The organism is Salipiger sp. 1_MG-2023 (assembly GCF_030547555.1).
Lineage (GTDB): Bacteria > Pseudomonadota > Alphaproteobacteria > Rhodobacterales > Rhodobacteraceae > Salipiger.
Map to the genome: position 1 here is coordinate 26,861 of NZ_JAUOQN010000016.1, position 25,484 is coordinate 52,344.

Consider the following 25,484-nt stretch of genomic DNA (forward strand, 5'->3'; position numbering starts at 1 on the left):
GGAGCCAGAACAATGCTGACCAAACTGCTGATCGCAGGCGCGCAGGAAAACGGGCTTGGCGCACCGGAACAGGTGCTCAACCCGCGCACCGGGGAATTGCTCGTGCAGGTGCCCGAGGCAGATGAATCGCAGGTGATGCGCGCCGTCGCCGCCGCGCGCGCCGCGTTTCCGGGCTGGGCGCGGACTTCGCCCGCCGAGCGATCCGCCAAGCTGCTGGCCATCGCCGATGCGGTGGATGCCAGAGCCGAACAGCTTGCGAAGCTGGAGGCGCTCAACACCGGCAAGCCCTACCACGCGGCGCTTGGCGATGAATTGCCCGCCGTGGCCGATGTCTTCCGTTTCTTCGCCGGGGCGGTGCGCAACATGACCGGGCCGGTGGCGGGGGAATACATGCCCGGCCATACCTCGATGATCCGGCGCGATCCGATCGGCGTGGTGGCGTCGATCGCGCCGTGGAACTACCCGCTGATGATGATGGCGTGGAAACTGGCCCCGGCGCTGGCGGGTGGCAACACCGTGGTGATGAAGCCATCAGAGCAAACCCCGCTCACTGCGCTGCTGATGGCCGAGGTGCTGGCGGGCATCCTGCCCACCGGCGTGGTCAATGTCATCACCGGACAGGGCGGCAGCGTCGGCAACACGCTGATCAACCACCCCGATATCGACATGGTGTCGATCACCGGCGATGTGGCGACCGGCAAGAAGGTGCTGCAGGCGGCATCGAAAACCGTCAAGCGCACCCATCTGGAACTGGGCGGCAAGGCCCCCGTCATCGTGTTCGACGACGCCGATCTGGCCCGCGTGGTCGAGGGCATCCGCACCTTTGGCTATTACAACGCCGGGCAGGATTGCACCGCCGCCTGCCGGATCTATGCTGCCTCGGGGATTTATGAAAAGCTGGTGGCGGATCTGTCCTCGGCGGTCTCGAGCATCGTGTTCGACGATGCGGACGATTCGAAAAACGAGATCCCGCCGCTGATCTCGCAGCGCCAGCAGGGCCGCGTTGCCAGCTTCGTACAGCGCGCCACCGATCTGAGCCATATCGAGGTCACCGCTGGCGGCAGCGCCGGGGCCGGAAGCGGCTTCTATTACCAGCCCACGGTTATCGCGGGCGCGCTGCAAACCGACGAGATCGTGCAGCGCGAAGTGTTCGGCCCAGTGGTGTCGATCACGCGCTTTGATGCGCCCGAACAGGCGGTGCAATGGGCCAATGACAGCCAGTACGGGCTGGCCTCTTCGGTTTGGACCGGCAACATCGGGCGGGCGCTGGAAACGGCGGCGGCGCTGCAATACGGCTGCACATGGGTGAACACGCATTTCATGCTGGTCAACGAGATGCCGCATGGCGGGCTGAAACAATCGGGCTATGGCAAGGACATGTCGATGTACGCGCTGGAAGATTACAGTGTGCCGCGCCATGTGATGATCGCCCACTGAGGCCCCGTCTTTGAACACGACACAGCCTTCAGACACAACAAAGGCCCGCCAGACTGGCGGGCCATTTCGTTTGCAAAGCGGATGCCGTTACTTCGGCAGGCCGCGCCCTGTAAGGCGTTTGTCGAGACGATGATAGGGTGCGTTCTGCACAAACCGATCCAGACGGTCCTTGGACACGCGCACCGGCTGGACGCTTGCGCGCAGCAGATGGGCCATGTAACCGATGGACAGTGCGGCCGCAGCCACCGATCCGACGCTCAGGGCGATTTCGAATGAGGTCATTCAGGTCCTCCTTGTTGAGCTATATATAGCATCCCGCACACCGGATTACCAGATCAACGCCGCTCGGGGGCATGAGTTCCCTTCTCTGCGGCACAAATCGCCGCAAGGCGGCGGATCGCCTCGGCATCGGCGCGGGCGCTATCCTCGGCGCGCGACAGGCGCATCCGCGACAAGCTTGCCGCCACCCCCGAGCACAGCGCCGCCGTGCACATGATCCCGGCCGGCACCACGCCCACCGTACCCGCCAGCGCCAGCGCCGCCCCCGTGACGCAGGCGCCAAGGCTGATCGACTGGATCGGCGCAACGATCTTTTCCGCCGGGCGGGCGGCAGCGCGGGCTGCGGCCTCGCGGGTGGCGACCTCGCTTAGCAGCCAGTCATGCAGGGTCTCCGCCGTTTCAGCGTCGTTGAGCGCGCGCAGTGCCTGCCGCAGCGCCCGCGGCGCCATCGGGTCATGGGCAAGCGCGCCGATGGCGGCCTCGATCTCGGGCCATGGCACGGCTTCGCCCATGCCGTCCTGCGCGGCATGGCTCAGAAGCGCGGTGACAAGCGTGCGTTCGGCGCTCACAGGTCGATCAGCACCGATTTGGTGCGGCGGTTGCCGTGATAGGCCTCGCGGCCCAGATCCTTGCCAAGCCCCGAGGCTTTCCAACCGCCCGTCGGCAGGATGTGATCGCGGGTACGCCCATATCGATTGACCCAGACGGTGCCCGCCTCCAGCTTGCGGGTGATCCGCAGCGCCCGGCTGAGATCGCGGGTAAACAGCCCCGCGCACAGCCCGTACGTTGGATGAGAAGCAAGCTGCAACGCCTCGTCTTCGCTGGAAAATCTTTGGAATGTGGCAACCGGCCCAAAGATTTCCTCGGTGACGGCGGGATTGGCTTCGGTGACCTCGGAAATCAGCGTCGGGCGATAGAAAGAGCCCTCGCGGTCGAACGCGCTGCCACCGCAGAGCAGTTCGGCCCCCTGCGCCACAGCCGCCTGCACGATGCCGTCGATGCGGCGCAGCTGCTTGCCCGAGATGATCGGCGAGAACCCCGCCGTGTCGGCAAGCGTATCGGTGGGCACCACCGCCGCGAAACGCTCCAGCAGCTTGGCCGCCAGCGCATCGGCGATGCTGTCCTCGACAAGAATGCGCGAGCCGGCGACGCAGAACTGCCCGGCATTGGGCAGGATGCCGCGCACAAGGCAATCGGCGGTGTGATCGAGATCGCAATCAGCGAACACCACCTGCGGGCTCTTGCCACCAAGCTCGAGCGTCATCGGCTTGATGCCTGTTTTTGCGATGTTTTCCATGATTGCCGCCCCGGCGCGGGTCGAGCCGGTAAAGCTGACCTTGTCGATGCCCGGATGCCCGGTGATCGCCGCGCCGGTCACTGGCCCGTCGCCCATCACCACGTTGATCAACCCTTCGGGCAAACCCGCCTGCACCGACAGTTCTGCCACATACAACGTTGTCCAAGGCGTCATTTCCGATGGTTTGATCACCACCGCATTGCCTGCCGCCAGCGCCGCGCCCAGCTTCCACGCCGCCATGTTCAGCGGGAAATTCCAAGGCGTGATCGCCCCGATCACCCCATAGGGCGCATCGTCGATAAACCCGAAAGCGGCGTCCGAGGTTGGCACCAGTGTGCCTGCCTCCTTGTCGGCGAATTCGGCGAAAAAGCGGATCTGCTCGGCGCTGGTCATCACATCGCCGACGCGCGCTTCGGCTTGTGGGCGCGACGAACAGACCGCCTCCATCCGGGCGATGGTCTCGGCTTCAGCTTCGATCAGGTCGGCCCAGGCGTGCATGGCGCGCACCCGCGCCCGCGGCGCAAGCCCTGCCCAGCCCGAGGAGGTCAGCGCCGTGCGCGCCGCGCTGACGGCCTCATCGACCACCGAGGCATCGGCCAGCGGGATCGCCCCAAGTGCCGCCCCGGTCGACGGCGAGGTGACCTCGATCGCCTCGTTGCCTGAAACGTGGCGCCCCCCGATGTAGTGACCGGACGGCAGGGGAATATCGAAACTCATGGCGGCGCTCCTTCTGTTGCGCCGGACCCTAGCGCCGCCCTTCGAGCGATCCTAGCCCCCGGCTGCGGAAATTGCCTCGGCCATGATCTTCAGCCCAAGGTCGATCTCGGCGTCGGTCGCGGTCAGGGGCGGCGCGATGCGGAACACCGCGCCCATGGCGGGAAGTTTGACGATGTTCATGCTAAGCCCGCGCGCCATCGCCTCGGCGGCGATACGATCGCCCATGTCCAAATCCGGCACGCGGCTGGCCCGGTCGGTGACGATTTCGAGCCCCAGCAAAAGCCCGCGGCCGCGCACATCGCCGATGCAGTCGAATCGCTGCTGCAGCGACAACAGCCCGTCGCGAAGCCGGGCGCCCGCAACCGTGGCGCGCGCCGCCAGCCCGTCCCGTTCGATCACATCGAGCACCGTACACCCCACGGCGGCAGGCAGCGGATCGTTCACATGGGTGGTGAGGAAGATATAGCCCTTGTCATGCGCCGCCTGCTCCAGCGCGGTGCTGGTCAGCACGGCGGCCAGCGGCAGCCCCGCCCCCAGCGTTTTCGACAGCGTCAGGATATCGGGCACCACGCCATCGCGTTGAAAAGCGAACATATCGCCGGTGCGCGCCATGCCGGTCTGCGCCTCATCAAGGATCAGCAACATGCCGCGTTCCTCGCATTTGCGCTTGAGCGCGGCGAGATAGCCCAGCGGAAGCTCGATGATGCCACCGGACGACAGGATCGGCTCGGCGATGAAGGCCGCAAGGCTGCCGGTCGATTGCGCATCGACCATGGCGAAGCCGTCGTCAAGTTCGCTCTGCCAGTCGAGCGTGCCATCCGCATGGGTAAAGCGCGGGTGATAGGCATGCGGCGCGGGAATGGCGAAATTGCCAACGCTCGCCGGCCCGGCACCTTGCCGCGCGGCGCTGTAGGTCGCCCCGGCGGCGGCCCCGGTCATGCCATGCCAGCTGCGCGAAAAAGCGACGATCTCGTGTTTGCCGGTCACCACCTTGGCCAGCCGGATCGCGGCCTCGTTGGATTCACCGCCCGTCGACAGCAGCATCACCTTCTCCAACCCCGGAACCATGCTGCCCAGTCGCGTGCACAGATCGATCACCGGGCGCGACAGCATCCCCGAAAACAGATGATCCAGACGCCCCACCTGATCGCGCACACAGGCGACGATATCAGGGTGGGAATGGCCCAGCACCGCGCTCATCTGGCCCGAGGTGAAATCGAGGATGCGCGTGCCGTCTTCGGCCACCACGAAGGCGCCCTCGGCAGAGGCGATCACCTTGCTCTCGAACACCGGTCCATAGCGCATCACATGGGCTAGCGTGTCTTCGGTAATGGTTCTGTCGGCTTTGGTCATGTCTGCCTCCTGCTGGCGTTTGAGCGAAGTCTATGCCTTGCTGCGCAATAAGGATAATTCATACTTCAAAGCCCGGACTTGAGGATTTCTGATATGGCAACGCTGGATATCGCGCTGTTGAAAAGTTTCGTCGCCGTGGCGCGGGCCGGGTCGATCCGGGCGGCGGCAGACCGCGTGGGGCGCACGCAATCGGCGCTGAGCCTTCAGATGAAAAAGCTCGAAGACATCGCCGGTGCGCCTTTGCTGCATCGCACCGGGTCGGGGGTAACGCTGACCGTGGCGGGCGAGCGGCTGATCGGCGGGGCCGAGCGCATCCTTGCCGCCCATGACGAGACGCTGGCGCTGATGCGCCCGCGCGGGCTGCGCGGGGCGCTGTCCTTCGGCTGCCCCGAGGATTACCTGACCGCCTTTTTCCCCGCGCTGCTGCGCCGCTACGGCCAAGATCACCCCGATGTCGAGATCGAGATCGTCTGCGCCCCCACGGTCGAGCTGCGCCCGATGCTGGCGCGCCGCCGCATCGACCTTGCGCTGATATCAGTGCCGGGCGCGACCACAGGCGTGGACATCCTGCGCCACGAGCCGCTGGTCTGGATTGGCGCGCCGGCGCTGCTGGAGGCACAGCCGCTGCCGCTGGCGCTGGCCGGTCCCGAAACGGTGGATCACCGCATGGCGCGCGCGGTGCTTGATGCGGCGGGCCGGGCCTATCGCGTCACCCATGCCAGCAACGGTCTGGCCGGCCTGCTGGCCATTGCGCGCTCCGGCCTTGCGATCAGCGTGGTCACCGGCGCGGCAGTGCCTGCCGATCTGTGCGTGCTGAGCGACGGCCTGCCGCCGCTGCCACGCATCGGCATGACTTTGACCTGCGCCTCGCCCCGGCCCACGCCGGTGGTCCGGGCCTTTGGCGATTTCGTCGCGGCGGCGCTGCGCAGCAACTGAGGCCCGGCGGCGGCGATCCGCCTTCGCCAAGATTTCTCCCAAAGAGGATTGAACCGATTATGGTTTTCCGCAACCTGCAACCAAGGATTGCGCAGATCGGGGACTGCCGCACAAGCCCAAAGCCCGCACCAATGACCGGTCTGGCGCATGTCGTGCAGGCAGGTTTGTCGACCCAAAAAACAATTTATTCCCGATGGCGACACGACTTTAGAAAGGAAATCCAATGCCCGATTTTATCGGCACCGACGCCTCTGAAACCCTGAATGGCATCGACGGCACCGACCGCCTCACCGGGCTTGGCGGTGACGACACCATCGACGGACGCCCGCAAGAGGATATCTCGGTCTACCGCGGCAATTTCGCCGACTATACCGTCGAATTCCTCGACACCGGCGCGGTTCGCATCACCGACAGCGTCGCGAATCGCGACGGCACCGATCTGCTGACCTCGGTCGAATATGCCGAATTCACCGACATGCAGGTCGGGCTTCGCAGCGGGCAGGACATTGCCATCGTGGTCGACACCACTGGCAGCATGTACGATGATATTGCCGCGGTGAAGTCGAGTGCGCTCAATCTGCTCGATGCCATCTTCGCTCCTGAGAATGGGCTCTACGACAGCCGCATCGCCATCGTGGGCTTCAACGATCCCGGCACCAACGTGGTTCTGGAGTTCACTGACGACGCAGATCCCGAAGACCGCAAGATTGCGGCCATCGCCGCCATCAATTCCCTGCGCGCCAACGGCGGCGGCGATTTTCCCGAACTGACCTTCAAGGGGCTTCAACTGGCGCTTGATGGAAGCGCCGGTGACTGGCGGCCCGACGCAACCGCGTCGCGCATCTTTATCTTCGGTGACGCCAGCGCCAAAGACGAATCGCTGGAAGACGCGGTCTATGCATTGGCCGCCGATGTTCCGGCGCTGACCGGAGAATCGAATACGCCCCTACGCGTACAGATCAGCACCATTACTCTTGGCGGTAGCCGTGCGGCACTCGATGATTTCGCGCGCATCGCCAACGCCACGGGCGGCGAAGCGCTGACCGCCGCCAACGCCAGCGATCTGGTCGATGTTCTGCTGACCGCGATCGTTTCGGCGAGCGATGCCGATGATTTTCTGACCGGCACGGCGCGGCCGAACCTGCTGGATGGTCTGGGCGGCAACGACACCATTGATGGCCGCGAGGGCAACGACACCCTGCTTGGCCGTGATGGCGACGATCTGCTGATTTCCGGGCAAGACAACGATCGCATCTGGGGCGGCACTGGCAACGACACCATCGAGGCAGGCGCGGGCGGCGACACCGCCTCGGGCGGGCCTGGCGACGATCTAATCGACGGGCATCGCGACAACGATCTGCTGCGGGGCAACGACGGCAACGATACCGTGCGCGGCGGCATCGGCGACGACACCGTCCTTGGGGGGCGCGGCGACGATCTACTCTCTGGCAATCAGGGCAATGACACGGCCTATGGCGGCGACGGCAACGATGACATCCGCGGCTGGGGCGGCGACGATTCCCTGCTTGGCGGCGGCGGCGCCGACCTGATCGCGGCGAACGAGGGCGACGATACGGCCTATGGCGGCGCGGGCAGCGATACGATCAGCGGCGGCGATGGCAACGACCAGCTTGCGGGCAATCGCGATGCCGATGTCCTTTACGGCGAATTCGGCGCAGACCTTCTGCGTGGTGGAATCGGCGACGATCTGATCTTCGGCGGGCGACAGAACGACACCCTGCGCGGCAACGAGGGTGCCGATCTGCTGCGCGGCGGCAACGGCGATGACATGCTATACGGCGGCGATGGCAACGACGTGCTGATCGGCGGCACGGGCGCCGACAGCTTCTTCGGCGGCGATGGGGCCGATGCCGTATCCTACGCCGGGGTGGCGGTCTCGACAGGCGCCATGCACCTTGGCGTGCGGGCGAGCCTGCAAGATCCGTCGATGAACGCGGGGGGCGCAAGCGGTGACAGCTACGCCTCTGTCGAGATCTTGATCGGCTCGGGATTTGATGACCACCTGATCGGCAACGCCTTCGACAACCACCTGTTTGGCGGCGACTGGAACGACACCCTCGAAGGCGGTGACGGCGATGATCTGCTTCAGGGCGGCGATCAATACGACACCCTGCTCGGCGGCACGGGCGATGATACGCTGCAGGGCGGCTACGGCAGAGACACCCTGACCGGCGGCGCTGGGGCCGACGTTTTCTTCTTCGACAGGCTGGAAGCCGTAGACGTCATCACGGATTTCGAGCTCGGCACCGACCTGCTGCGAATCAGGGCATCGAGCTGGACAGGCGGCACACTGGATGAGGCCTCGCTTGCGGCGATGACCTCGACAGACGGCGACAGCCTGACCATCGGACTGTACGACGGCTCGATCGTGCTCGAGGGCATCACCTCGACCGATGCCCTGCTCGCCGACATCGAGCTGTTCTGATCAAAGCCCCGCCCGATGTGCAGCGGGACGGTGGGCGGGGCGATGTTCCGCAGGAACGAGCGCCGGTCCCGGCCGGGTACAGCACAAAAAAAGGCGGCGCCCCGCTGGGGCGCCGCCTTGGAAATCCGGTCGGTCCGAAAGACTCTTACGAGGCTTCCTTGATGAACTTGACCGCGTCACCGAAGGTCTGGATGGTTTCGGCGGCGTCGTCGGGGATCTCGATCCCGAACTCTTCCTCGAAGGCCATGACCAGCTCGACCGTGTCAAGGCTGTCCGCGCCCAGATCGTCGATGAACGAGGCGCTCTCGGTCACCTTGTCTTCTTCCACACCAAGGTGCTCGACAACGATCTTGCGAACGCGATCAGGAATATCGCTCATTTTCCGTCCTCACAATTTTCCGGGCTCTTGCCCATCTCTGCCCTCGCCCCACCGGGGTGGCGGCTCATGTCGCCCGTTGCCCGGGCGGCTCTTCCCGGTCGGTCCGGGTCAAACCTCGGGGGCGCGAGTCTTCGCACCCCCGAGGCCCTAATCCATGCGGGCCTATATCACACGCTTGTCAGATGGCAAATGCTTTCCGGCAGCATGAAGAAGGCCGTTCTCACAGCATTGCCATGCCGCCGTTTACGTGCAGCGTGCTGCCCGTGACATAAGCGGATTCAGGGCTGGAAAGGTACAGAACCGCTGCCGCGATCTCATCGGCAGAGCCCATGCGGCCGGCCGGAATCTGCCCCAGAATGCCGGCCTTCTGGTCATCGGACAGCTTGTCCGTCATCGCGGTTTCGATGAATCCGGGCGCGACGGCATTCACCGTGATTCCGCGCGATGCAACCTCGTAGGCCAGCGATTTCGACATGCCCACCATGCCCGCCTTGGAGGCGGCATAGTTGCCCTGCCCCGGATTCCCCGTGGCCCCGACGACCGACGAGATATTGACGATCCGGCCCCAGCGCGCCTTCATCATGCCCCGCAGCACACCCTTGCAGAGCTTGAAGGTCGCGGTCAGGTTCACATCGATGACCGACTGCCATTCGTCGTCCGACATCCGCATGAACAGGTTGTCGCGGGTGATCCCGGCGTTGTTCACGAGAATATCAACCGCGCCCATCGCCTCGGCCGCCTGTTTGGGCAGCGCCGCGACCGCCTCGGGGTCGGAAAGATTGCACGGCAGCACAAAGACCCGCTCGCCCAGCTCATCCGCCAGCGCCTGAAGCGGCGCCTCGCGGGTGCCAGACAGCGCCACCGTGGCCCCGGCCCCGTGCAGCGCCTTGGCGATTGCGCCGCCGATGCCGCCCGATGCGCCGGTGATCAGCGCGCATTTTCCTGTCAGATCGAACATTGCCCGTCCTCTTTATAGTGTCTCACTCAGCCGCGGTGTCCGCCGCGATGACCTTGGCGACCTCCTCGGGCGTGCCGATGTTCTGCACGGCAGCAGAGCGCTCGATGCGCCGCACCATGCCCGACAGCGCCTTGCCCGCGCCAATTTCCCAGAATTCGGTGACGCCCTGCCCAAGCATGTACTGGACCGACTCGCGCCAGCGCACCGATCCGGTGACCTGCTCGACCAGCAGCGCCCGGATTTCGTCCGGATCGCTGAGCGCCGCCGCGCGCACGTTGGCAACCAGCGGCACCGAGGGCGCCTTGATCTGCACAGCGGCCAGCGCCTCGGCCATGACCTCGGCTGCGGGCGCCATCAGGGCGCAATGGAACGGGGCGCTGACCGGCAGCATCACGGCCCGCTTGGCCCCCTTGGCCTTGGCGATCTCGACAGCGCGCTCGACCGCGTCCTTGCTGCCGGAAATCACCACCTGCCCCGGATCATTGTCATTGGCCGCGGCGCAGACACCGCCATCGGCGGCGGCCTCGGCGGCCACCTCGCGCGCGGTGGCAAGATCAAGCCCGAGCAGCGCCGCCATCGCGCCCATTCCGACCGGCACCGCGCTTTGCATGGCGCGGCCACGAATGCGCAACAGACGCGCCGCATCGGCAACGCTCAGCGCGCCGGCAGCGGTCAGCGCCGAATACTCGCCCAGCGAATGCCCGGCGACAAAGGCGGCAGAGTCGACCTGCACGCCCTCGGCCTCTAGCGCACGCAGCGCCGCCAGCGAGGTCGCCATCAGCGCGGGCTGGGCGTTTTCGGTCAGCGTCAGAGTTTCCGCGTCGCCCTCCCAGATCAGCGAGGACAGGCTCTGGTCAAGTGCCGCATCGACCTCGTCAAAGATCGCCTTGGCCGCCGGATAGGCCTCGGCCAGCGCGCGGCCCATGCCGATGGTCTGGGCGCCTTGGCCGGGAAAGATGAACGCTCGCGACATGGGGTCCTCCGTCTGCATCTGCGGTGCGGGCGCGCTGCGCCCCGTGTTGGACGCCTCCATTAACGGGGTTGCCATGGTTTCGCAACGCTCGCGCGATGCGCACGTCCGCTGTGCGCCGGGCCGCAATTGCCCATGCGCCGCCAAACGGGCACCTATCCTGTCACCTAGATGCCCCGCCCGCAGGAGCCAGACATGCCCCTTTCCAACACCGCCACCGCCTATGGCGGCATAGCCCGCTTGTTCCACTGGCTGATCGCCCTTGGGATCGCGCTCATGATCCCGCTTGGATGGGCCGCGCACCTGTGGCCGATGCAGGATGCCGCGGCGATCACCACCAAGACCACGCTGTTCTCGGCCCACAAGACGCTGGGTGTCGCCATCTTCTTCATTGCGTTGGCGCGCATCGGCTTTGCCCTGAGCCAACCGCGCCCGGTGCCCCTGCACCCGGAGCGGCGCGCTGAAACCCTGTTGGCCGAAGCCGTGCACTGGGCCCTCTACAGTGCGCTGGTGCTGGTGCCGCTGTCCGGCTGGATCGAACATGCGGCGACCGATGGCTTCGCGCCAATCTGGTGGCCGCTGGGCCAAGACCTGCCGCTGGTGCCCAATTCCCCCGCGCTGGCGGGAAGCTTTGCCGAGGTGCATTTCCTCGCGCAATGGCTGCTCGTCGCCGCACTTGCGCTGCACATCGCCGGGGCGCTGAAACACGCAGTGATCGACCGTGACGCCACCCTTGCACGCATGGCCAAGGGCATCCGCGCAGGCACCCCCCACCCCCACAAAGGCCACGCAACGCCCGCCCTTCTTGCCAGCGCAGCATGGCTCGCCCTGCTGAGCGGCGGCGCCGCGGCGGGCCTGTACGGCACCGCCCCCACCGCCGAGACGCCCAAGCTCGAAGCCGCCGTGTCAGACTGGCAGGTGCAGGCTGGATCGCTCTCGATCAGCGTGATGCAGATGGGCACTGAAATCACCGGCAGCTTTGCCGACTGGACCGCCGCCATCGCCTGGGCCGAAGCGGCCGCGCCCGGCCCCGAAGGGCACGTAACGGTGCAGATCGCTATCCCCTCGCTTGCCTTAGGCTCGGTCACGAAACAAGCGCTCGGGCCCGACTTCTTTGCCGCGACCGAGCATCCCACGGCCACATTCCAAGCCGACCTCATCCGCACGGATGATGGCCGCGAGGCAAAGGGAATGCTCGCGCTCAAAGGCGCTTCGATACCGCTGACCCTGCCCTTCGATCTGACCGTCGAGGGCGACACTGCAACGATGACCGGCCACGCCATGCTCGACCGTCGCGACTTTGCCATTGGCGACGGCATGAGTGACCCGTCGCAACTTGGATACGAGGTGCAGCTGCGCGTGACTTTGACCGCAACCCGCAGCGAGAACTGACCCGCGCCGCGCCAGACCGCGATGTCCGGCCAGCCTCCGGCGGGGATATTTGCAGCCAGAAGAAATCAGAGCGCCGCGCCCCTGTTTCTTCTGGCCCAAAATATCCCGGGGGGAGCGCAACGCGCGGAGGGCAGCGCCCCCTTCCGCCCTCAGCATCCCATCGACACGTCTGGTCCAGCGCGCGCGGCCATGATATCGCGCCCTCATGACCGAGATCACCCTGCGTCGTCCAGACGACTGGCACCTGCATCTGCGCGATGGCGAGATGCTCAGCGCCGTTGCCCCCGAAAGCGCCCGCCATTTTGGCCGTGCGATCATCATGCCCAATCTGGTGCCTCCCGTGGTCACCGGCGCCGAAGCGGCCGCGTACCGCGAGCGCATCCTTGCCGCGGTACCGGATGGCGTGGATTTCACGCCGCTGATGACGCTTTACCTGACCGAGGCGACCGACCCTGCGGATGTCGTTAAATCCAAGCAGGACGGTATCGTCACCGCGGTCAAGCTTTACCCGGCGGGTGCGACCACCAATTCGGCCTCCGGGGTGCGCGATTTCGACAAGGTGCGCCCGGTGCTCGAGGCGATGGCCGAAGCCGGCATTCCGCTCTGTGTCCATGGCGAGGTCGTGGATGCCGAGATCGACATCTTCGACCGCGAGGCGGTGTTCATCGACCGCGTGCTCGATCCGATCCGCCGCGCCACCCCCGGCCTCAAGGTGGTGATGGAGCACATCACCACCAAGGACGGTGTCGATTACGCACGCTCGGGAGGCGACACGCTTGGCGCGACGATCACCACGCATCACCTTGTGATCAACCGCAACCACATCCTCGTCGGTGGCATCAAGCCGCATTACTACTGCCTGCCCGTCGCCAAGCGCGAAAGCCATCGACTGGCGCTGCTCGAGGCCGCGACCTCGGGCGATGCGACCTTCTTCCTGGGCACCGACAGCGCTCCGCATAGTGACCCGGCCAAGGAAAGCGGCTGCGGCTGCGCTGGCTGCTTCACCGCGACCAACACCATGTCGATCCTCGCCGAGGTCTTCGAGGCCGCCGGCGCGCTAGACCGGCTTGAGGCGTTCACCTCTTTGAACGGACCCGCCTTCTACGGGCTGGCCCCGAACGACGCCCTCACGACCCTGCGCAAGGGCGCGCCGGTGAGCTATCCGGCAAAGATCGAGACCGGCGCCGGGCCGCTCACGGTCTTCGATCCGGGCTTCCCGCTGCATTGGCAGGTGCTCTGAGCGCCCCGGCCCTTCACCGACATCAGGCAAGACGCGCCCATCTGCCCGCAGGTGAGGCGCGTTTTCATGAGCGGCGTGCGCGCTCCCATCCGTTTCCTGCGCATCTGGTCGCGGCAGCGGCATTCCGGTCAGGGCAGGAATCGACGGCGCGGCCGAGTATGACGCCGCCCATGACACCCCGCTCTGGCGCCTGCGCCTGCGGCACAAGCTGGTGCATCACACACAGGCACAATCCGGCGCGGTGCAAAAGTGGGCGAGCCGACGCAGCGGCGGGCTGGAGGCCTATACCCGTGGCGGGCGCCATCTGCCGCAGCGCCGGCTCAGCGAGCCGATGCCGAACCGGATGGTCTAGGCGCAGACCAATTCGTACGGCTGAGCGCCCCGCGCGCCGGTTTTTTCCGATCAACGCCATGGTCCATGACCCGGCGCTCTTTCGCTTGGGCGTGGATATGGGCTAGAGGGGGCGAAACCTGCCGCTGGAGTTGTGCCCATGATCCCCTCGTCCTACCCCTCGCCCGAAGAGATGGCCCGCCTGACCGCACGGATGCTGTGGGAAATCGGCGCCGTGCATTTCATGGAGGGCGGAGAGCCGTTCAAGCTGGCCTCGGGCCTGCCCTCGCCGGTCTATATCGACTGCCGCAAGCCCAATTCGTTCCCCCGCGTGCGTTCGACCCTGATGGATTTCCTCACGGCGACCGTGATGCGCAATGCCGGCTTCGAAGCCTTCGACAACATCGCTGGCGGCGAAACGGCGGGCATTCCCTTTGCCGCCATGGTGGCCGAACGCATGGCCCTGCCGATGACCTATGTGCGCAAGAAGCCCAAGGGCTATGGCCGCAACGCCCGCATCGAAGGCGTGATGAGCGAAGGCCAGCGCGTGCTGCTGGTCGAGGATCTGACCACCGATGGCGGCTCCAAGCTGTCCTTTGTCGATGCCATCCGCGAAACCGGTGCCACCTGCGCTCATACCGCGGTGATCTTTTACTACGGCATCTTCCCCGAAACCACCAAGACCCTTGGCGATCACGGCGTCACGCTGCACCACCTGTGCACATGGCACGACGTTCTGGCCGAGGCCAAGGAGCGCGGCGGCTTCGACGCGGGCACGCTGGCGGCGGTCGAAGCCTTCCTTGCCGACCCGCGCAAGTGGCAGGCGGAAAACGGCGCATCCTAAACGGGCGGCGCGGGGCAACCCCCCGCGTCGAATCGCTGAACACCGCCCCAGATGTTGCGGGAATCGTGCAATCTGCTACGATATCCGGCGAGAGCTGCGCCACGATCCGGGCAATACCGGGCTTATGCGCCAGTTCTCCACAGAGATATACAGATTGGTCCCGCCCCGCGCTTCGGCTTATAGCAGCCGAACCGCTGGGGAGCGTACGGGGTACAATCGGGAACAGGCACAAGGCAGGGCAGAGCAATGAACGATCATAGCGTATTCAATGCGACCGGTGTCGAGATCGATCAGGCCGACACGATGCCGCATTCGATCGAGGCCGAGCAGCAGCTGCTGGGCGCGATCCTGACCAACAACGACGTCTACGACCGCGTCGCGGCGATTCTGACTGCGGCGCATTTCTACGAGCCGGTGCACGCGCGCATCTTTGAGATCGCCGCCGCGCGCATCGCCAAGAACAACCTCGCCTCGCCGGTGACGCTCAAGGCGTTCATGGAAAGCGACGAGGGGCTCAAGGAACTGGGCGGGCCGGCCTATCTGGTGCGCCTTGCCGGTGCGGCGGTGTCTAGCTTTGCGGTGCGCGATTACGCGCAGATGATCTATGATATGGCGGTGCGCCGCGACCTGATCCGGCTGGGGCGCGACATCGCCGACAAGGCCGCCAAGGTCGATGTCAAATCCGAGCCGCGCGAGCAGATCGTCGAGGCCGAACAGGCGCTCTACAAGATGGCCGAGCAGGGCAGCTCCGAGGGCGGCTTTCAATCCTTCCTGCGCGCGGTCACCGATGCCGTGCATGTCGCCAACGCCGCCTACCAGCGCGAGGGCGGGCTTGCGGGCATTTCCACCGGCCTTGCCGATATGGACAAAAAGCTGGGCGGCCTGCACCCGTCCGACCTGTTGATCCTTGCCGGGCGCCCGTCGATGGGCAAGACCTCGCTGGCCACCAACATCGCCTTCAACATCGCCAAGGCCTATCGGCGCGGGATCAAGACCGATGGTACCGAAGGCGCGCTCGACGGCGGCGTTGTCGGGTTCTTCAGCCTCGAAATGAGCGCCGAGCAGCTGGCGAGCCGGATCTTGGCCGAAGCGTCCGAGATCAGCTCGCACAAGATTCGTCAGGGCGACATGGACGAGCGCGAATTCCGCCGTTTCGTCGATGCCGCCAAGGAGCTCGAGGCCTGCCCGCTGTTCATCGACGACACCCCCGCCCTGCCGATTTCGCAGGTCGCGGCGCGGGCGCGGCGGCTGAAGCGGACGCATGGGCTTGACGTGGTGATCGTCGACTATCTGCAGCTTCTGCGCGGCACCGCCGACAACCGGGTGCAGGAGATCGGCGAGATCTCGATGGGCCTGAAAGCCATCGCCAAAGAGCTGAACATCCCGGTGATCGCCCTGTCGCAGCTGTCGCGTCAGGTCGAAAACCGCGAGGACAAGCGCCCGCAGCTGTCCGACCTGCGGGAATCGGGCTCGATCGAACAGGATGCCGACGTGGTGATGTTCGTGTTCCGCGAGGAATATTACACCGAACGCGAAAAGCCGTCGGATGACCGGCTCGACGAAATGGCGGCATGGCAGGAAAAGATGTCACGCCTGCACGGCAAGGCCGAGGTGATCATCGGCAAGCAGCGTCACGGCCCCATCGGCACGGTCGAGCTGTCCTTCGAAAGCCAGTTCACCCGGTTCGGCAACCTCGTGAAGCCGTGGCAGCAAAACGGCGACGACGCCGGGTACTGATCCGCCGATTCGAGGCAGGAGAGACCATAAGAAAAGGGTGGCCTATTCAGGGTAATCCCCCCCGATGTTAAGAGGATGCGGAAGTAGAATTTTCTCGGCGGGATGAACGAGGAAATTCCGATGAAGCAGACACGCTTCACAGAAGCCCAGATCATGCACTTCCCGGCAGGGCATTGCGCAGCAATGGCCCGAGAGGGGGCGTGCTGCGCCAGATGGAAGGCGGGGTTCCTGCTTCAGAGTTGTGCCGCGAGCACGCGATGAGCAGTGCCACGCTGTACAAATGGCGGGCGAAGTATGGCGGCATGCACTGCCCGGCAACACATGCAAAGCATGTGTGAGAGGGACGCCAGTCTCATCAGCGAGATGAAGGCGACGGCCGAGGAGAACCGCCGCCTGAAGCGCATGTACGCTGACGTCAGCATGCAGAACGACCTGCTGAAGGAGGCGCTCGGAAAAAAATAATCCGGCCACCCACTGCCCGGCAGGGCATTGCGCCGCAATGGCCCGAGAGGGGCAACGCCGAGAGTTGGCCGTGAAAGCGGGGGCGATGAAGGGCGTCAGCATTGCGCTGGCGTGCCGGGCATTTGATGTCAGTGAGACGTGCTATCGGTACAGCCCGAAGATGGACGGGGAGAACGAGCAAATCGCCGACCTGCTCCTCGGCTTGACGGCTGCAAGGAAGACTTGGGGCTTTGGCTTGTGTTTCCTGTATCTGCGCAACGTGCAGGGTCATAGGTGGAACCACAAGCGGGTCTACCGGATCTACCGCGAGCTGGAGCTGAACCTGCGCCCCTCTCGGGACATTGCGATGCAATGCCCTGCCGGGTGACCATCAAGCCGCGCAAGCGTCTGAAGCGGCAAAAGCCGGACGAACTGGCTGTGCCTGAGGCCCCGAATGAGGTCTGGTCGATGGACTTCATGGCCGACAGGCTGGGGGATGGACGGCAATTCCGGTTGCTGAACGTTTTGGATGACTTCAACCGCGAAGGACTGGGCATTGAGATCGACTTTTCACTGCCTGCGGAACGGGTCCTGCGCGCACTGAACCAGATCATCGAATGGCGCGGCGCACCCAGGACAATTCGAGTCGACAACGGCCCGGAATATATCAGCGGCACCCTCCCTCTCGGGATATTCCTGCGGAATACCCTGCCGGGCAGTGCATGGAATGGGCCGAGAACCGGGGCATTGCCTTGGCATACATCCAGCCCGGAAATCCTCAGCAGAACGCTTATGTCGAGCGCTACAACCGAACGGTCCGGCACGAATGGCTGGACTTATACATTTTCGAAAGCATTGAAGAGGTCCAGAAGATTGGCACCGAGTGGCTCTGGTCCTACAACCATGAACGCCCCAACATGGGCAACGGCGGGATGACACCTGCACAGAAACTGAAGATGGCCGCGTAAATTCTACGACCAAGCCCCCGCAAAAACGGGGGGATTATCGCTTCGCGGACAGCCCTTTCACACGATAGATCCGGTAGAGCTTCTGTGGGTCATGCTCATGCCCTTGCGTTACAGCAGCACGCCGATCCGGCCTCTCTCGGGACATTGCTGCGCGCAATACCGTGCCGGGCAGTGGGAGAGCCAAACCTGCGCCGCTTGGCGGCGATTTCCTGCATCTCCTTGGGGATCGCGGCACTGTCCCCCTCTCACACAGACTTCGCATGTGTTGTCGGGCAGCGGGACGGGCGTTCACGCCGAACTGTCTTGGGATCGACACCAACCAGCCGACACGCCCGGCGCTGCGAGATGTCATGATCCCACAGTGCCCGGAGCTCCGCATCTCGCCGCTTGGTCAATGTCGTCAGGGTCGGCCTTGTTCTCGAACAGATGGCAGGCTGGCGGCCACTATTCCCAGAAAGTCCTTCAGGACGATATTGTCGGGCATGGCGTCTGCCAGCAGGCGTTTGAGTTTGGTGTTCTCATCCTCAGACGCCTTCAGCATGGCCGCCTCGGAAACTTCCATCCCGCCATACTTGGCCTCCAGCATGAGAGCATCAACGTCGAGAGGCATCGCGAGCACATCAAGGAAGACACCAAGAAGCAGCTCACTTCGTGGGCCCGCCTCTTTATCAAGCCAACCGGTATCACCGACTTTCTCGAAATTACACAGGTGGAGGTCATGGCCAGATCGACGCGCCCGCCGGGCTTCTGCAAGACTGAAACCAGCGTCGGCCAGATGGATCTTGCCGTCGCCCTTGAGGTTGAGGAGGTTGGTCTTGACGCCGTCTTGCGCCTACCTCCGCCGGAATTCCTGCGCCACATGTTCGATCGAGGCAAAGATCAGCGGTCCCTCGATGCGGATGAAACGGATCTGGGGGCAATGCGGCAGGCGGTAGAGCTCGGCATTCATGAAGACACGGCGGCCATTGATATCAATTGGGGCCCCGACCGCCACAAGCGCACGGGCGCTTTTGTGCAGACAGGCCGAGAGCGTCGCGATGACCCCGACGAGAATGGCGAAATTCTCGGAAAACGCGACTGTCAGAAAGGTCGCGGCAAGGATGAAGGTCTCGGACCGACTTGTGCTGACGATGTGGCGAATTTCAGCGAAGTTGATCAGTTTGCCCGCGACATACAGGGTGATGGCGACCACCGCGGGCACCGGCACATGGCGTACGAAAGGTGCGAACAAAACCAGCAGGACCATCAGGAACAGGGCGGCGAAGATTGCCGACAGCGGCGATGTCGCCCCGCTTTGCGCATTCGGCCCGGAACCGGTGAAAGAGCCGGAGTCGGCATGGCATTGGAAAAAAGCTGACCGTCAGGTTCGACACCCCCTGCCCCACCATCTCCTGAGCTGAATCGTATACCTCCTCGCGCCGGATGGCGAAGAATTTGCCGATCGAGATCGCTTCGAGCAGGCCTCAGCCCCAGCGGCGGGCAAGAGCGCGGCTGCCGCCGTGAGCCCTACGACAACCCAATGCGAGATGACGGCGATCAGGTCGCCAAGCCCGGTAAGACCGGCCAAAAGCTGCAACAGTCTCACCAGAGCAGCGCAAGTGCCATAGCGATGTACTCGGCACTGCCGGGTACGGCGAGCCCGCTCAATGCGGCGAAAAGCACCGCGGAAATGGCTATGGTCGGCCCCGAGACCATGACGCGGGAGGCCCCCAGATCGCCGACACGATGGTGACGATGATCGCGGCGAACGGCCCGTATTCCGTCGGCAGCCCGGCGATGATCGCAAAAGCGACCCCCGGAGGCAGGACGATGGTCGCGTTGGTCAATCCGGCCAGCGCATCGGCCTTGAGCGATGCGGCGGTATTGTTGCGAAACCATGGCCGGATCGGCGACAGACGCTTCAGCAGCATGTTTGCCCGGTACATGGCCTTAGGACAGCTTGCCAGACCGCTTGTCCTGCGCTTCGGCGCGCTCCAGAACCTCTCGCAATTCGCTCTCGTTGCGATAGCCGATCAGGATGCCCACCTTGGCCTCGCCGATACTGGCGTCGCGCGACGCGATCTGCGCGTCCGAGATGGTGGTGCGCTGCGAGGTGCGCCGGGTCCAGTCGAAGAACAGCTGCCTGAGCCGGGCCAGTTCCTGCGCATGGTCCGGGTCGGCGCCCAGATCTGTCAGCTCGTCCGGGTCGGTTTGCAGATCGAACAGCATGGGCCGGAACCCTTCGGCAAAGATGTATTTCCACCGCCCGTCGAACAGCATGGTCAGCTTGGCATCCTTGACCTCGACCCCGAGCCGGCTGCGCACGTCGCGCATCGAATAGTCGTATTCCGACACCGCAACATCCCGCAAGCGGTCCACCTCGCCATGCAGAATTGGCAGCAGCGAGCGGCCTTCGATGATATGGGGCACCTGAACGCCGCCGAAATAATCAAGGATGGTGGGCACGACGTCGATGGCTTCGACCAGCGCCAGCGATTTCAGTCCTCGCGTCGCGTCGGCCTTTGGGCTGGGATCGACGATGATCAGGGGGATGCGGGCCGAGGGGTCGTGAAACAGCTCTTTCTCGCCCATCCAGTGATCGCCAAGATAATCGCCATGATCCGAGGTGAAGACGATCATCGTTTCATCCGCCAACCCCTGCTCTTCCACAAAGGCCATCAACCGCCCGATCTGATCATCAAGCTGTTTGATCAGCCCCATGTAGGCGGTCAGCACACGGGTGCGCGCGGTGTCATCGGTGAAGGCGCGCGAGACGCGCTCTTGCATGAAGGCGCCGTAGACCGGATGCGGATCTGCCTTTTCCGCCTCGCTGCGCACCGGATCAAGATGGGTCTCGGGGCCGTACATGTCGTGATAGGGCGGCGAGACGATATAGGGCCAGTGCGGCTTGATGTAGCTCAGGTGCAGGCACCAAGGCGTGTCGCCGGCCTCGCGGATGAAATCCATTGCGCGCCCGGTGATATAGGGGGTTTCGCTTTCCTCGTCAGGAGCGCGGGCAGGCTTGTCGGCGTTATCAAGGAACCAGCCGCTAAGAAGGTTGCCATCCTCGTCTTCGGCGCTGTTGGCAACGCTGTTCCACGGGTTTTCGTCCTGCCAGCCGCGCTGCTTCATGAAGCTGTCATAAGCCGGGTTGCGGGCGTATCGGGTGCCGTCGGGATGCAACCCGTCATCGCGTTCGAACGGTTCGAACCCGCATTCCGCGACCCGCACGCCGATCTCGCTGTCCGGCGCCAGACCAAGGCGGCGCATGCCCTCGACGTCGGCCGTCATGTGGGTCTTGCCGCACAGAGCGGTGCGCACGCCCAGCGGGCGCAGATGATCGCCCAGCGTCATCTCTCCGACCTTGAGCGGGATACCGTTCCAGGTCGAGCCATGCGAGCTGGCATAGCGCCCGGTGTAGAACGACATCCGCGACGGGCCGCAGATCGGCGACTGCACATAGGCCCGATCGAACAGCACGCCGCGTTCGGCCAGCCGGTCGATATGCGGCGTGTGCAGATGCGGGTGCCCGGTACAGGACAGGTAATCCCACCGAAGCTGGTCGCACATGATGAAGAGAACGTTCTTGGTCATAAGTCCGGGCACCTGAAGTCTGGGCGGGGACGCTATCGCCCCCGCCGGTTTTATTTACATACGTCCAACGTCGGGAATGGAAACGCCCAACTCTTCGAGCGCGCGCAAAGCCCCCGGATGCAACGGCATGTTAAGATCGACCACGGCCGCTTGCGGCGTGATCGCCCTGAGCCAAGGCGCGCTTTCGCCCATTTCCGCGACCCCGGCAAAGAAGGTTCTGGTCATCTCGTAGATCATCTGTTCGTCGGCGTTTTCGTTGGCGACGATGCCGACGGTGACGCGCAGGGTGGTCACATCGGTTTCGTTCTGCTGGTTGTCGCCATAGACCCCGGCAGGCAGGGTTCCAAGGCCGAACCCCGGACGGTTGGCCAGCGCCTTGACTCCCTCGCTGTCAAGCCGATCCTCGGGGATCCCCAGAAAGCGGATCGGGTTGGTCACGGCGATCTGCGTCAGAACCGGGCTCGGCGCGTTGGTCGGGTTGCAATAGACGTCGAGATTGCCATCCTGAAACGAGGCTGCGGCGGCATCCCAGCCCAGCTTGACCGCCTCGTAATCGGTGCCAGCCTCAAGCCCGGTCAGCTCATCAAAGAGCAGCTGCATCGTGGCGTAGGCCGCGCTCCCCGGCGGGCCAAGAAAGACCCGCTTGCCACGCACGTCCTCCAGCGTCTTGATGCCAGAATTCTCGTAGACTGCAATGTGATAGACCCCCATCGGGAAATTCAGCACCGTGCGCAGCTTTTTCGCCAGTTCGGGCGCTTTATCCATCTTTTCGAACATCGCGCGCTGGCTTGCCATCAGCGCATGCAAGGCGGGCGAGGACATGCAGAGCGCGGTCTTGCCCATCGCCACTTCCAGAACATGGCGCGTGGCGGCGCCGGTGGCGTTCAGCTGGATTTCGTAGTCGGGCAACTCGCGGTTGATGATATTCGCGAAGGTGGTCATCACGAGGTTCGGGCTGGTGCCCGGCCCCAGCGTCGACATGCGCAGCAATTCCTTGGCCATCGCAGCGTGCGGCAGCATCGCGACGCCTGTCGCTGCGGCTGCGCTGGCCAGCAATGCGCGGCGGTTGAGTGTGGTGGTTTTCATAGGGTGGCCCTCCTCGCCATCATGAAACTTGCTTTTGGGTGGTCAGCTCCAGCCGGTCGATGACCAGCAGACCGATGGACGCGGCTGCCGCGATCCATGAAACGACCGGCCCGAAGAAAATGAGCCCGGCGGCCAGGCCCAGCCCGACCGGCACCATGTAACCCTTGCCGCGACGCGGATAGCAGGCGCGCGAGATCAGGATGGTGGCAAGCAGCACGAACAGGATGTCTTGCGCCGACTGGATGATCGGGTAGCCGGTGCCCAGCAACAGCGCCGGTTTGTAGATGAAGGCAAACGGGATCACAAAGCCCGGCAATGCCAGCCGCGACGCCTCGAGCGCGGTGGCCATCGGGCGTGATCCGGCGATGGGTGCGGCGGCAAAGGCGGCCAGCGCCACAGGGGGTGTGATCGCTGACAAGACGCCGAAATACAGCACAAACATATTGGTGTGGACGATCGGCACCCCCAGTTTCTGCAGCGACGGGCCCATGACCAGAACGATGATGAGATAGGCCGGAACCGTCGGCATCCCCATGCCCAGAAGCAGGCAGGCAATGCCCATCAGGATCAGCGACACGAACAGCTGGTCTTCGGCAAGGCTCGACAGCAGCGAGGCAAAGCGCAGGCCGACACCGGTCAGGTTCAGAACGCCGATGACGATCCCGACGGCGCCCACGATCACCACAAGCTGCGCCGAGATCATCCCGGCGGAGCGGATGAACCGAAGCCACGCCTTGCCATCAAGCAAAAGGTCGGGCCGGATTGCAAACCCCATAACTGCGGCCAGCGCAACGCCAACGAACCCAGCATAGGCAGGCGATGCGCCCCCCACCATGGTGACCACGATCCCGGCAAGGGAGATCACGAAGATCGCCATCTGGACCAGCTCGCGCCAGTTGAACCGAACCTTGGGCTGAACCTCTTCGTCCAGATCCATGTTGCGCGCCGCGCTGGAAATGGCGACGAACAGCCCGCCGTAATACAGCAGCGCCGGCACCGCCGCGGCGGCACAGATCGTCAGATAAGCAACCCCGGTCACATCCGCCATGATGAAGGCCACAGCCCCCATGATCGGCGGGGTGATCTGGCCCCCGCTCGAGGCGGCGGATTCCACGGCGGCGGCAAAGCGCGGCGTAAACCCGCGTTTCTTGATCAACGGAATGGTGATCACCCCGGTGCCGACGACATTCGCCACCGCAGAGCCGGAGATCGTGCCGAACAGGCCACTTGCCACGGTCGCAGCCGCCGCCGGGCCCGAGCGCAGACGCCCCGTTGCGGCCAGCGCAAGGCGCACCAGAACAAGGTCGATGGCAAGCAGTTCGAGCAGCGCGCCGAACAGGATGAAAATCAGGATGGTCGACACCACCGTCGCCATCGGGCGCCCAAAGACCCCGTCAAACGAGAACCACAAGACGGTCATCAGCTCTTCGGCCGACATCCCCGCGTGCCTGAGAAACCCCGGCGCCAAATGCCCGAAAAGGCCATAGGCAAGCACGATTGCCGCCACCAGTGCCATGACCAGCCCGACCGAGCGGCGCGTCAGTTCGATGACGGCGATCAGGCCAAGCACTCCCATCCAGATGTCGGTCTGGCTCAGGAAGTAGAGCCCGGTTTCAATCTCTTCGGCGGCGCGGAAGTATTGATAGACGCTGAGGGCAAGCGCGACGGCCGTCAGTGCCAGCAGGGCGCGATCCCAAAGCCTCTCTGACTGTGCGATGCCCGAAAGGATGACCAGCATGCCTCCGATCAGCAGCATGCCGACCCGCAGGTAGGAGTCTGAAAAGACGCCGAAAAGCGAGACGTACAGGACCACCCCGATCACGACCAGCGACAAGGGCAAAACGGCATGATCCGCAATCGCGAACCTGTTCAGTTTAGACACGGCTTCCTCCCTTGCGCCCTGTTTCCAGTTCACTCCGATCTCCACTTCGGGGTGTAGGGCGCGAGAATCAGATTTATTGGACAAGGCAGTTTCTGTCGAATACAGGTTTCACCAGGTGGAATGGGAAATGACAAAACTCAACCGATCAATCGACCGCGGACTGAGCGTTCTTGAAGTGGTACATGCCTCGGGCACGATTTCGCTGGCGTTGCTCGCCGCGCGCACCGATCTGCCCAAGGCAACGCTGCTGCGGATCTGCGCCACGCTGGAATCGCGACGCTGGTTGCAACGCCGAAGCAGCAACGGCCACTACCAAATCGGCTCGGCTTTCCTGCCCGGAGACCGTATGGAAAACCGCATCGATCGCCTTCTGGCCGTCGCCAAGGACGAACTCGTTGCGTTGAACCGTGACACCGGCCTCGCCAGCGATCTGGCAGCAGGGATCGGTGGCGGGCGCGCAGAGATCGTCGACACCACCCGGCGGTTCAAGGAGAACGGCGTGTATCCTGATACCGTCGGCTTTCGTCCCTCGCCAACTCTCTCGGCTTTGGGCACGGCGTATCTGTGCGCCCTGTCAGGTCCCGAGCGGGCGAAGGCGCTGAAAGATCTCGCCAGTCGCTTGCCTCGCGAAGACGCCAAGGCCCTGCCGGGGCTGGCGCGCATCCTGAAGGGCATCGCCGAACGCGGCTATGCTATCCGGCCCGAAGGCCATTGGGGCCGAGCGGTGGATTACGGCGCGCTGCCCGCAGCCATCGCCGTCCCCATCGTGGCAGGCAAAGAGCCGATCGGCGCTGTCAATCTGGTGTGGAATGCCAGCGAACACTCGGTGGAAACGGTGGTCAGAGACCACTTGGCGCGGCTTCAATCAGCAGCGCACACAATCGGTCGGGATTATTGTGGGCAGGGCTGAATGACACCCTGAACGCGATCTCTTCGATGTCGATCCACCACCTTGGCCACGCCCGAGGATCGGTGACGATCGAGCAGGTTCTGGTGCCGATTTCCGGCAGTCCCTGAGTAGAGTATCGACCCGGCTGCCTCTGCTCAGGTCAGACCGCTGATCTGAATGCCTCGGCAGGCGTGCGCAAGGCACGCGCCTGATGAGGGCGGCGCTGGCCGTCGTGGCCTTGCGGGATTTCGACAGGTGCCAGCCCACCAACTCGGGGGTGTGGCAGTCGGTCACCAGAGCTGACGATCCTCGGCATAATCAGCGCCCGCG

At 64.3% G+C, this 25,484-nt stretch carries 19 protein-coding genes and 4 pseudogenes; 9 read left to right on the forward strand and 14 right to left on the reverse strand.

Translation table 11 applies throughout. From position 1 onward, the window contains the following. Window positions 1-12 precede the first annotated feature (12 nt). Complete coding sequence (locus tag Q4543_RS09885; protein WP_303437757.1) at window positions 13-1,437, forward strand: gamma-aminobutyraldehyde dehydrogenase; 1,425 nt, start codon at window positions 13-15, stop codon at window positions 1,435-1,437. Window positions 1,438-1,524: 87 nt separating this feature from the next. On the opposite strand, the gene Q4543_RS09890 is transcribed toward Q4543_RS09885, so the two are convergent. The 4 genes from Q4543_RS09890 to Q4543_RS09905 are packed head-to-tail and all read right to left on the reverse strand — an operon-like array spanning window position 1,525 to window position 5,083. Further along, window positions 1,525-1,719 carry a hypothetical protein gene (locus tag Q4543_RS09890; RefSeq protein WP_216002608.1) on the reverse strand — a complete coding sequence of 65 codons (195 nt, stop codon included), beginning with the start codon at window positions 1,717-1,719 and terminating at the stop codon, window positions 1,525-1,527. Between the two features lie 53 nt (window positions 1,720-1,772). Next, window positions 1,773-2,285, reverse strand: coding sequence for a hypothetical protein (locus Q4543_RS09895; RefSeq protein WP_303437761.1), 513 nt, complete (start codon window positions 2,283-2,285; stop codon window positions 1,773-1,775). Then, window positions 2,282-3,730 (reverse strand): aldehyde dehydrogenase, encoded by a 1,449-nt coding sequence (locus Q4543_RS09900; protein ID WP_303437763.1) that lies wholly within the window; start codon window positions 3,728-3,730, stop codon window positions 2,282-2,284. The genes Q4543_RS09895 and Q4543_RS09900 overlap by 4 nt, the downstream gene beginning before the upstream one ends. Window positions 3,731-3,781: 51 nt before the next feature. Next, window positions 3,782-5,083 (reverse strand): aspartate aminotransferase family protein, encoded by a 1,302-nt coding sequence (locus tag Q4543_RS09905; RefSeq protein ID WP_303437765.1) that lies wholly within the window; start codon window positions 5,081-5,083, stop codon window positions 3,782-3,784. 93 nt (window positions 5,084-5,176) lie between these two features. On the opposite strand from Q4543_RS09905, the gene Q4543_RS09910 reads away from it, so the two are divergent. Next, complete coding sequence (locus Q4543_RS09910; protein ID WP_303437768.1) at window positions 5,177-6,019, forward strand: LysR family transcriptional regulator; 843 nt, start codon at window positions 5,177-5,179, stop codon at window positions 6,017-6,019. Between the two features lie 223 nt (window positions 6,020-6,242). Then, the gene (locus tag Q4543_RS09915) at window positions 6,243-8,465 is read left to right on the forward strand and encodes a VWA domain-containing protein (protein WP_303437770.1); all 2,223 of its coding nucleotides are present in this window, start codon (window positions 6,243-6,245) and stop codon (window positions 8,463-8,465) included. 145 nt (window positions 8,466-8,610) lie between these two features. On the opposite strand, the gene Q4543_RS09920 is transcribed toward Q4543_RS09915, so the two are convergent. The 3 genes from Q4543_RS09920 to fabD all read right to left on the reverse strand — a co-directional run bounded on the left by Q4543_RS09920 (window position 8,611) and on the right by fabD (window position 10,775). Next, complete coding sequence (locus Q4543_RS09920) at window positions 8,611-8,844, reverse strand: acyl carrier protein (protein WP_007800270.1); 234 nt, start codon at window positions 8,842-8,844, stop codon at window positions 8,611-8,613. A gap of 220 nt (window positions 8,845-9,064) precedes the next feature. Further along, a complete protein-coding gene (gene fabG / locus Q4543_RS09925; protein WP_303437788.1) occupies window positions 9,065-9,802 on the reverse strand; it encodes a 3-oxoacyl-ACP reductase FabG in 738 nt (245 codons plus the stop codon). Window positions 9,803-9,824: 22 nt separating this feature from the next. After that, window positions 9,825-10,775, reverse strand: a complete 951-nt coding sequence (gene fabD, locus Q4543_RS09930) for an ACP S-malonyltransferase (protein ID WP_303437789.1) — start codon at window positions 10,773-10,775, stop codon at window positions 9,825-9,827. Window positions 10,776-10,967: 192 nt separating this feature from the next. On the opposite strand from fabD, the gene Q4543_RS09935 reads away from it, so the two are divergent. The 5 genes and pseudogenes from Q4543_RS09935 to Q4543_RS09955 all read left to right on the forward strand — a co-directional run bounded on the left by Q4543_RS09935 (window position 10,968) and on the right by Q4543_RS09955 (window position 17,724). Beyond that, a complete protein-coding gene (locus tag Q4543_RS09935; RefSeq protein WP_303437792.1) occupies window positions 10,968-12,164 on the forward strand; it encodes a cytochrome b/b6 domain-containing protein in 1,197 nt (398 codons plus the stop codon). A 205-nt stretch (window positions 12,165-12,369) separates the two neighbouring features. Further along, window positions 12,370-13,404, forward strand: coding sequence for a dihydroorotase (gene pyrC, locus Q4543_RS09940; RefSeq protein WP_303437795.1), 1,035 nt, complete (start codon window positions 12,370-12,372; stop codon window positions 13,402-13,404). Window positions 13,405-13,894: 490 nt separating this feature from the next. Continuing rightward, a complete protein-coding gene (locus Q4543_RS09945) occupies window positions 13,895-14,578 on the forward strand; it encodes an orotate phosphoribosyltransferase (RefSeq protein ID WP_303437796.1) in 684 nt (227 codons plus the stop codon). A 246-nt stretch (window positions 14,579-14,824) separates the two neighbouring features. Then, window positions 14,825-16,315, forward strand: a complete 1,491-nt coding sequence (locus tag Q4543_RS09950) for a replicative DNA helicase (protein ID WP_216002597.1) — start codon at window positions 14,825-14,827, stop codon at window positions 16,313-16,315. Window positions 16,316-16,435: 120 nt separating this feature from the next. Continuing rightward, a pseudogene (locus tag Q4543_RS09955) lies at window positions 16,436-17,724 on the forward strand (IS3 family transposase). Window positions 17,725-17,761: 37 nt separating this feature from the next. Here Q4543_RS09955 and Q4543_RS09960 read toward each other — a convergent pair. The 7 genes and pseudogenes from Q4543_RS09960 to Q4543_RS09985 form a co-directional block, all read right to left on the reverse strand. Further along, window positions 17,762-18,433, reverse strand: a pseudogene (locus tag Q4543_RS09960) (hypothetical protein); the annotation flags it as partial. Between the two features lie 123 nt (window positions 18,434-18,556). After that, window positions 18,557-19,006 (reverse strand): annotated as a pseudogene (locus Q4543_RS24615) (SulP family inorganic anion transporter); the annotation flags it as partial. A gap of 118 nt (window positions 19,007-19,124) precedes the next feature. Continuing rightward, a pseudogene (locus Q4543_RS24620) lies at window positions 19,125-19,184 on the reverse strand (hypothetical protein); the annotation flags it as partial. 213 nt (window positions 19,185-19,397) lie between these two features. Further along, window positions 19,398-19,634 carry a SulP family inorganic anion transporter gene (locus Q4543_RS09970; RefSeq protein WP_303437803.1) on the reverse strand — a complete coding sequence of 79 codons (237 nt, stop codon included), beginning with the start codon at window positions 19,632-19,634 and terminating at the stop codon, window positions 19,398-19,400. Window positions 19,635-19,653: 19 nt separating this feature from the next. After that, a complete protein-coding gene (locus Q4543_RS09975) occupies window positions 19,654-21,297 on the reverse strand; it encodes an alkaline phosphatase family protein (RefSeq protein ID WP_303437807.1) in 1,644 nt (547 codons plus the stop codon). A gap of 54 nt (window positions 21,298-21,351) precedes the next feature. Further along, window positions 21,352-22,383 carry a TAXI family TRAP transporter solute-binding subunit gene (locus tag Q4543_RS09980; RefSeq protein WP_303437808.1) on the reverse strand — a complete coding sequence of 344 codons (1,032 nt, stop codon included), beginning with the start codon at window positions 22,381-22,383 and terminating at the stop codon, window positions 21,352-21,354. Between the two features lie 19 nt (window positions 22,384-22,402). Continuing rightward, a complete protein-coding gene (locus Q4543_RS09985) occupies window positions 22,403-24,265 on the reverse strand; it encodes a TRAP transporter fused permease subunit (RefSeq protein WP_303437811.1) in 1,863 nt (620 codons plus the stop codon). A 127-nt stretch (window positions 24,266-24,392) separates the two neighbouring features. Here Q4543_RS09985 and Q4543_RS09990 point away from each other — a divergent pair, with 127 nt between their 5' ends. Next, a complete protein-coding gene (locus Q4543_RS09990; protein WP_303437814.1) occupies window positions 24,393-25,175 on the forward strand; it encodes an IclR family transcriptional regulator in 783 nt (260 codons plus the stop codon). The last annotated feature ends 309 nt before the right edge of the window (window positions 25,176-25,484 follow it).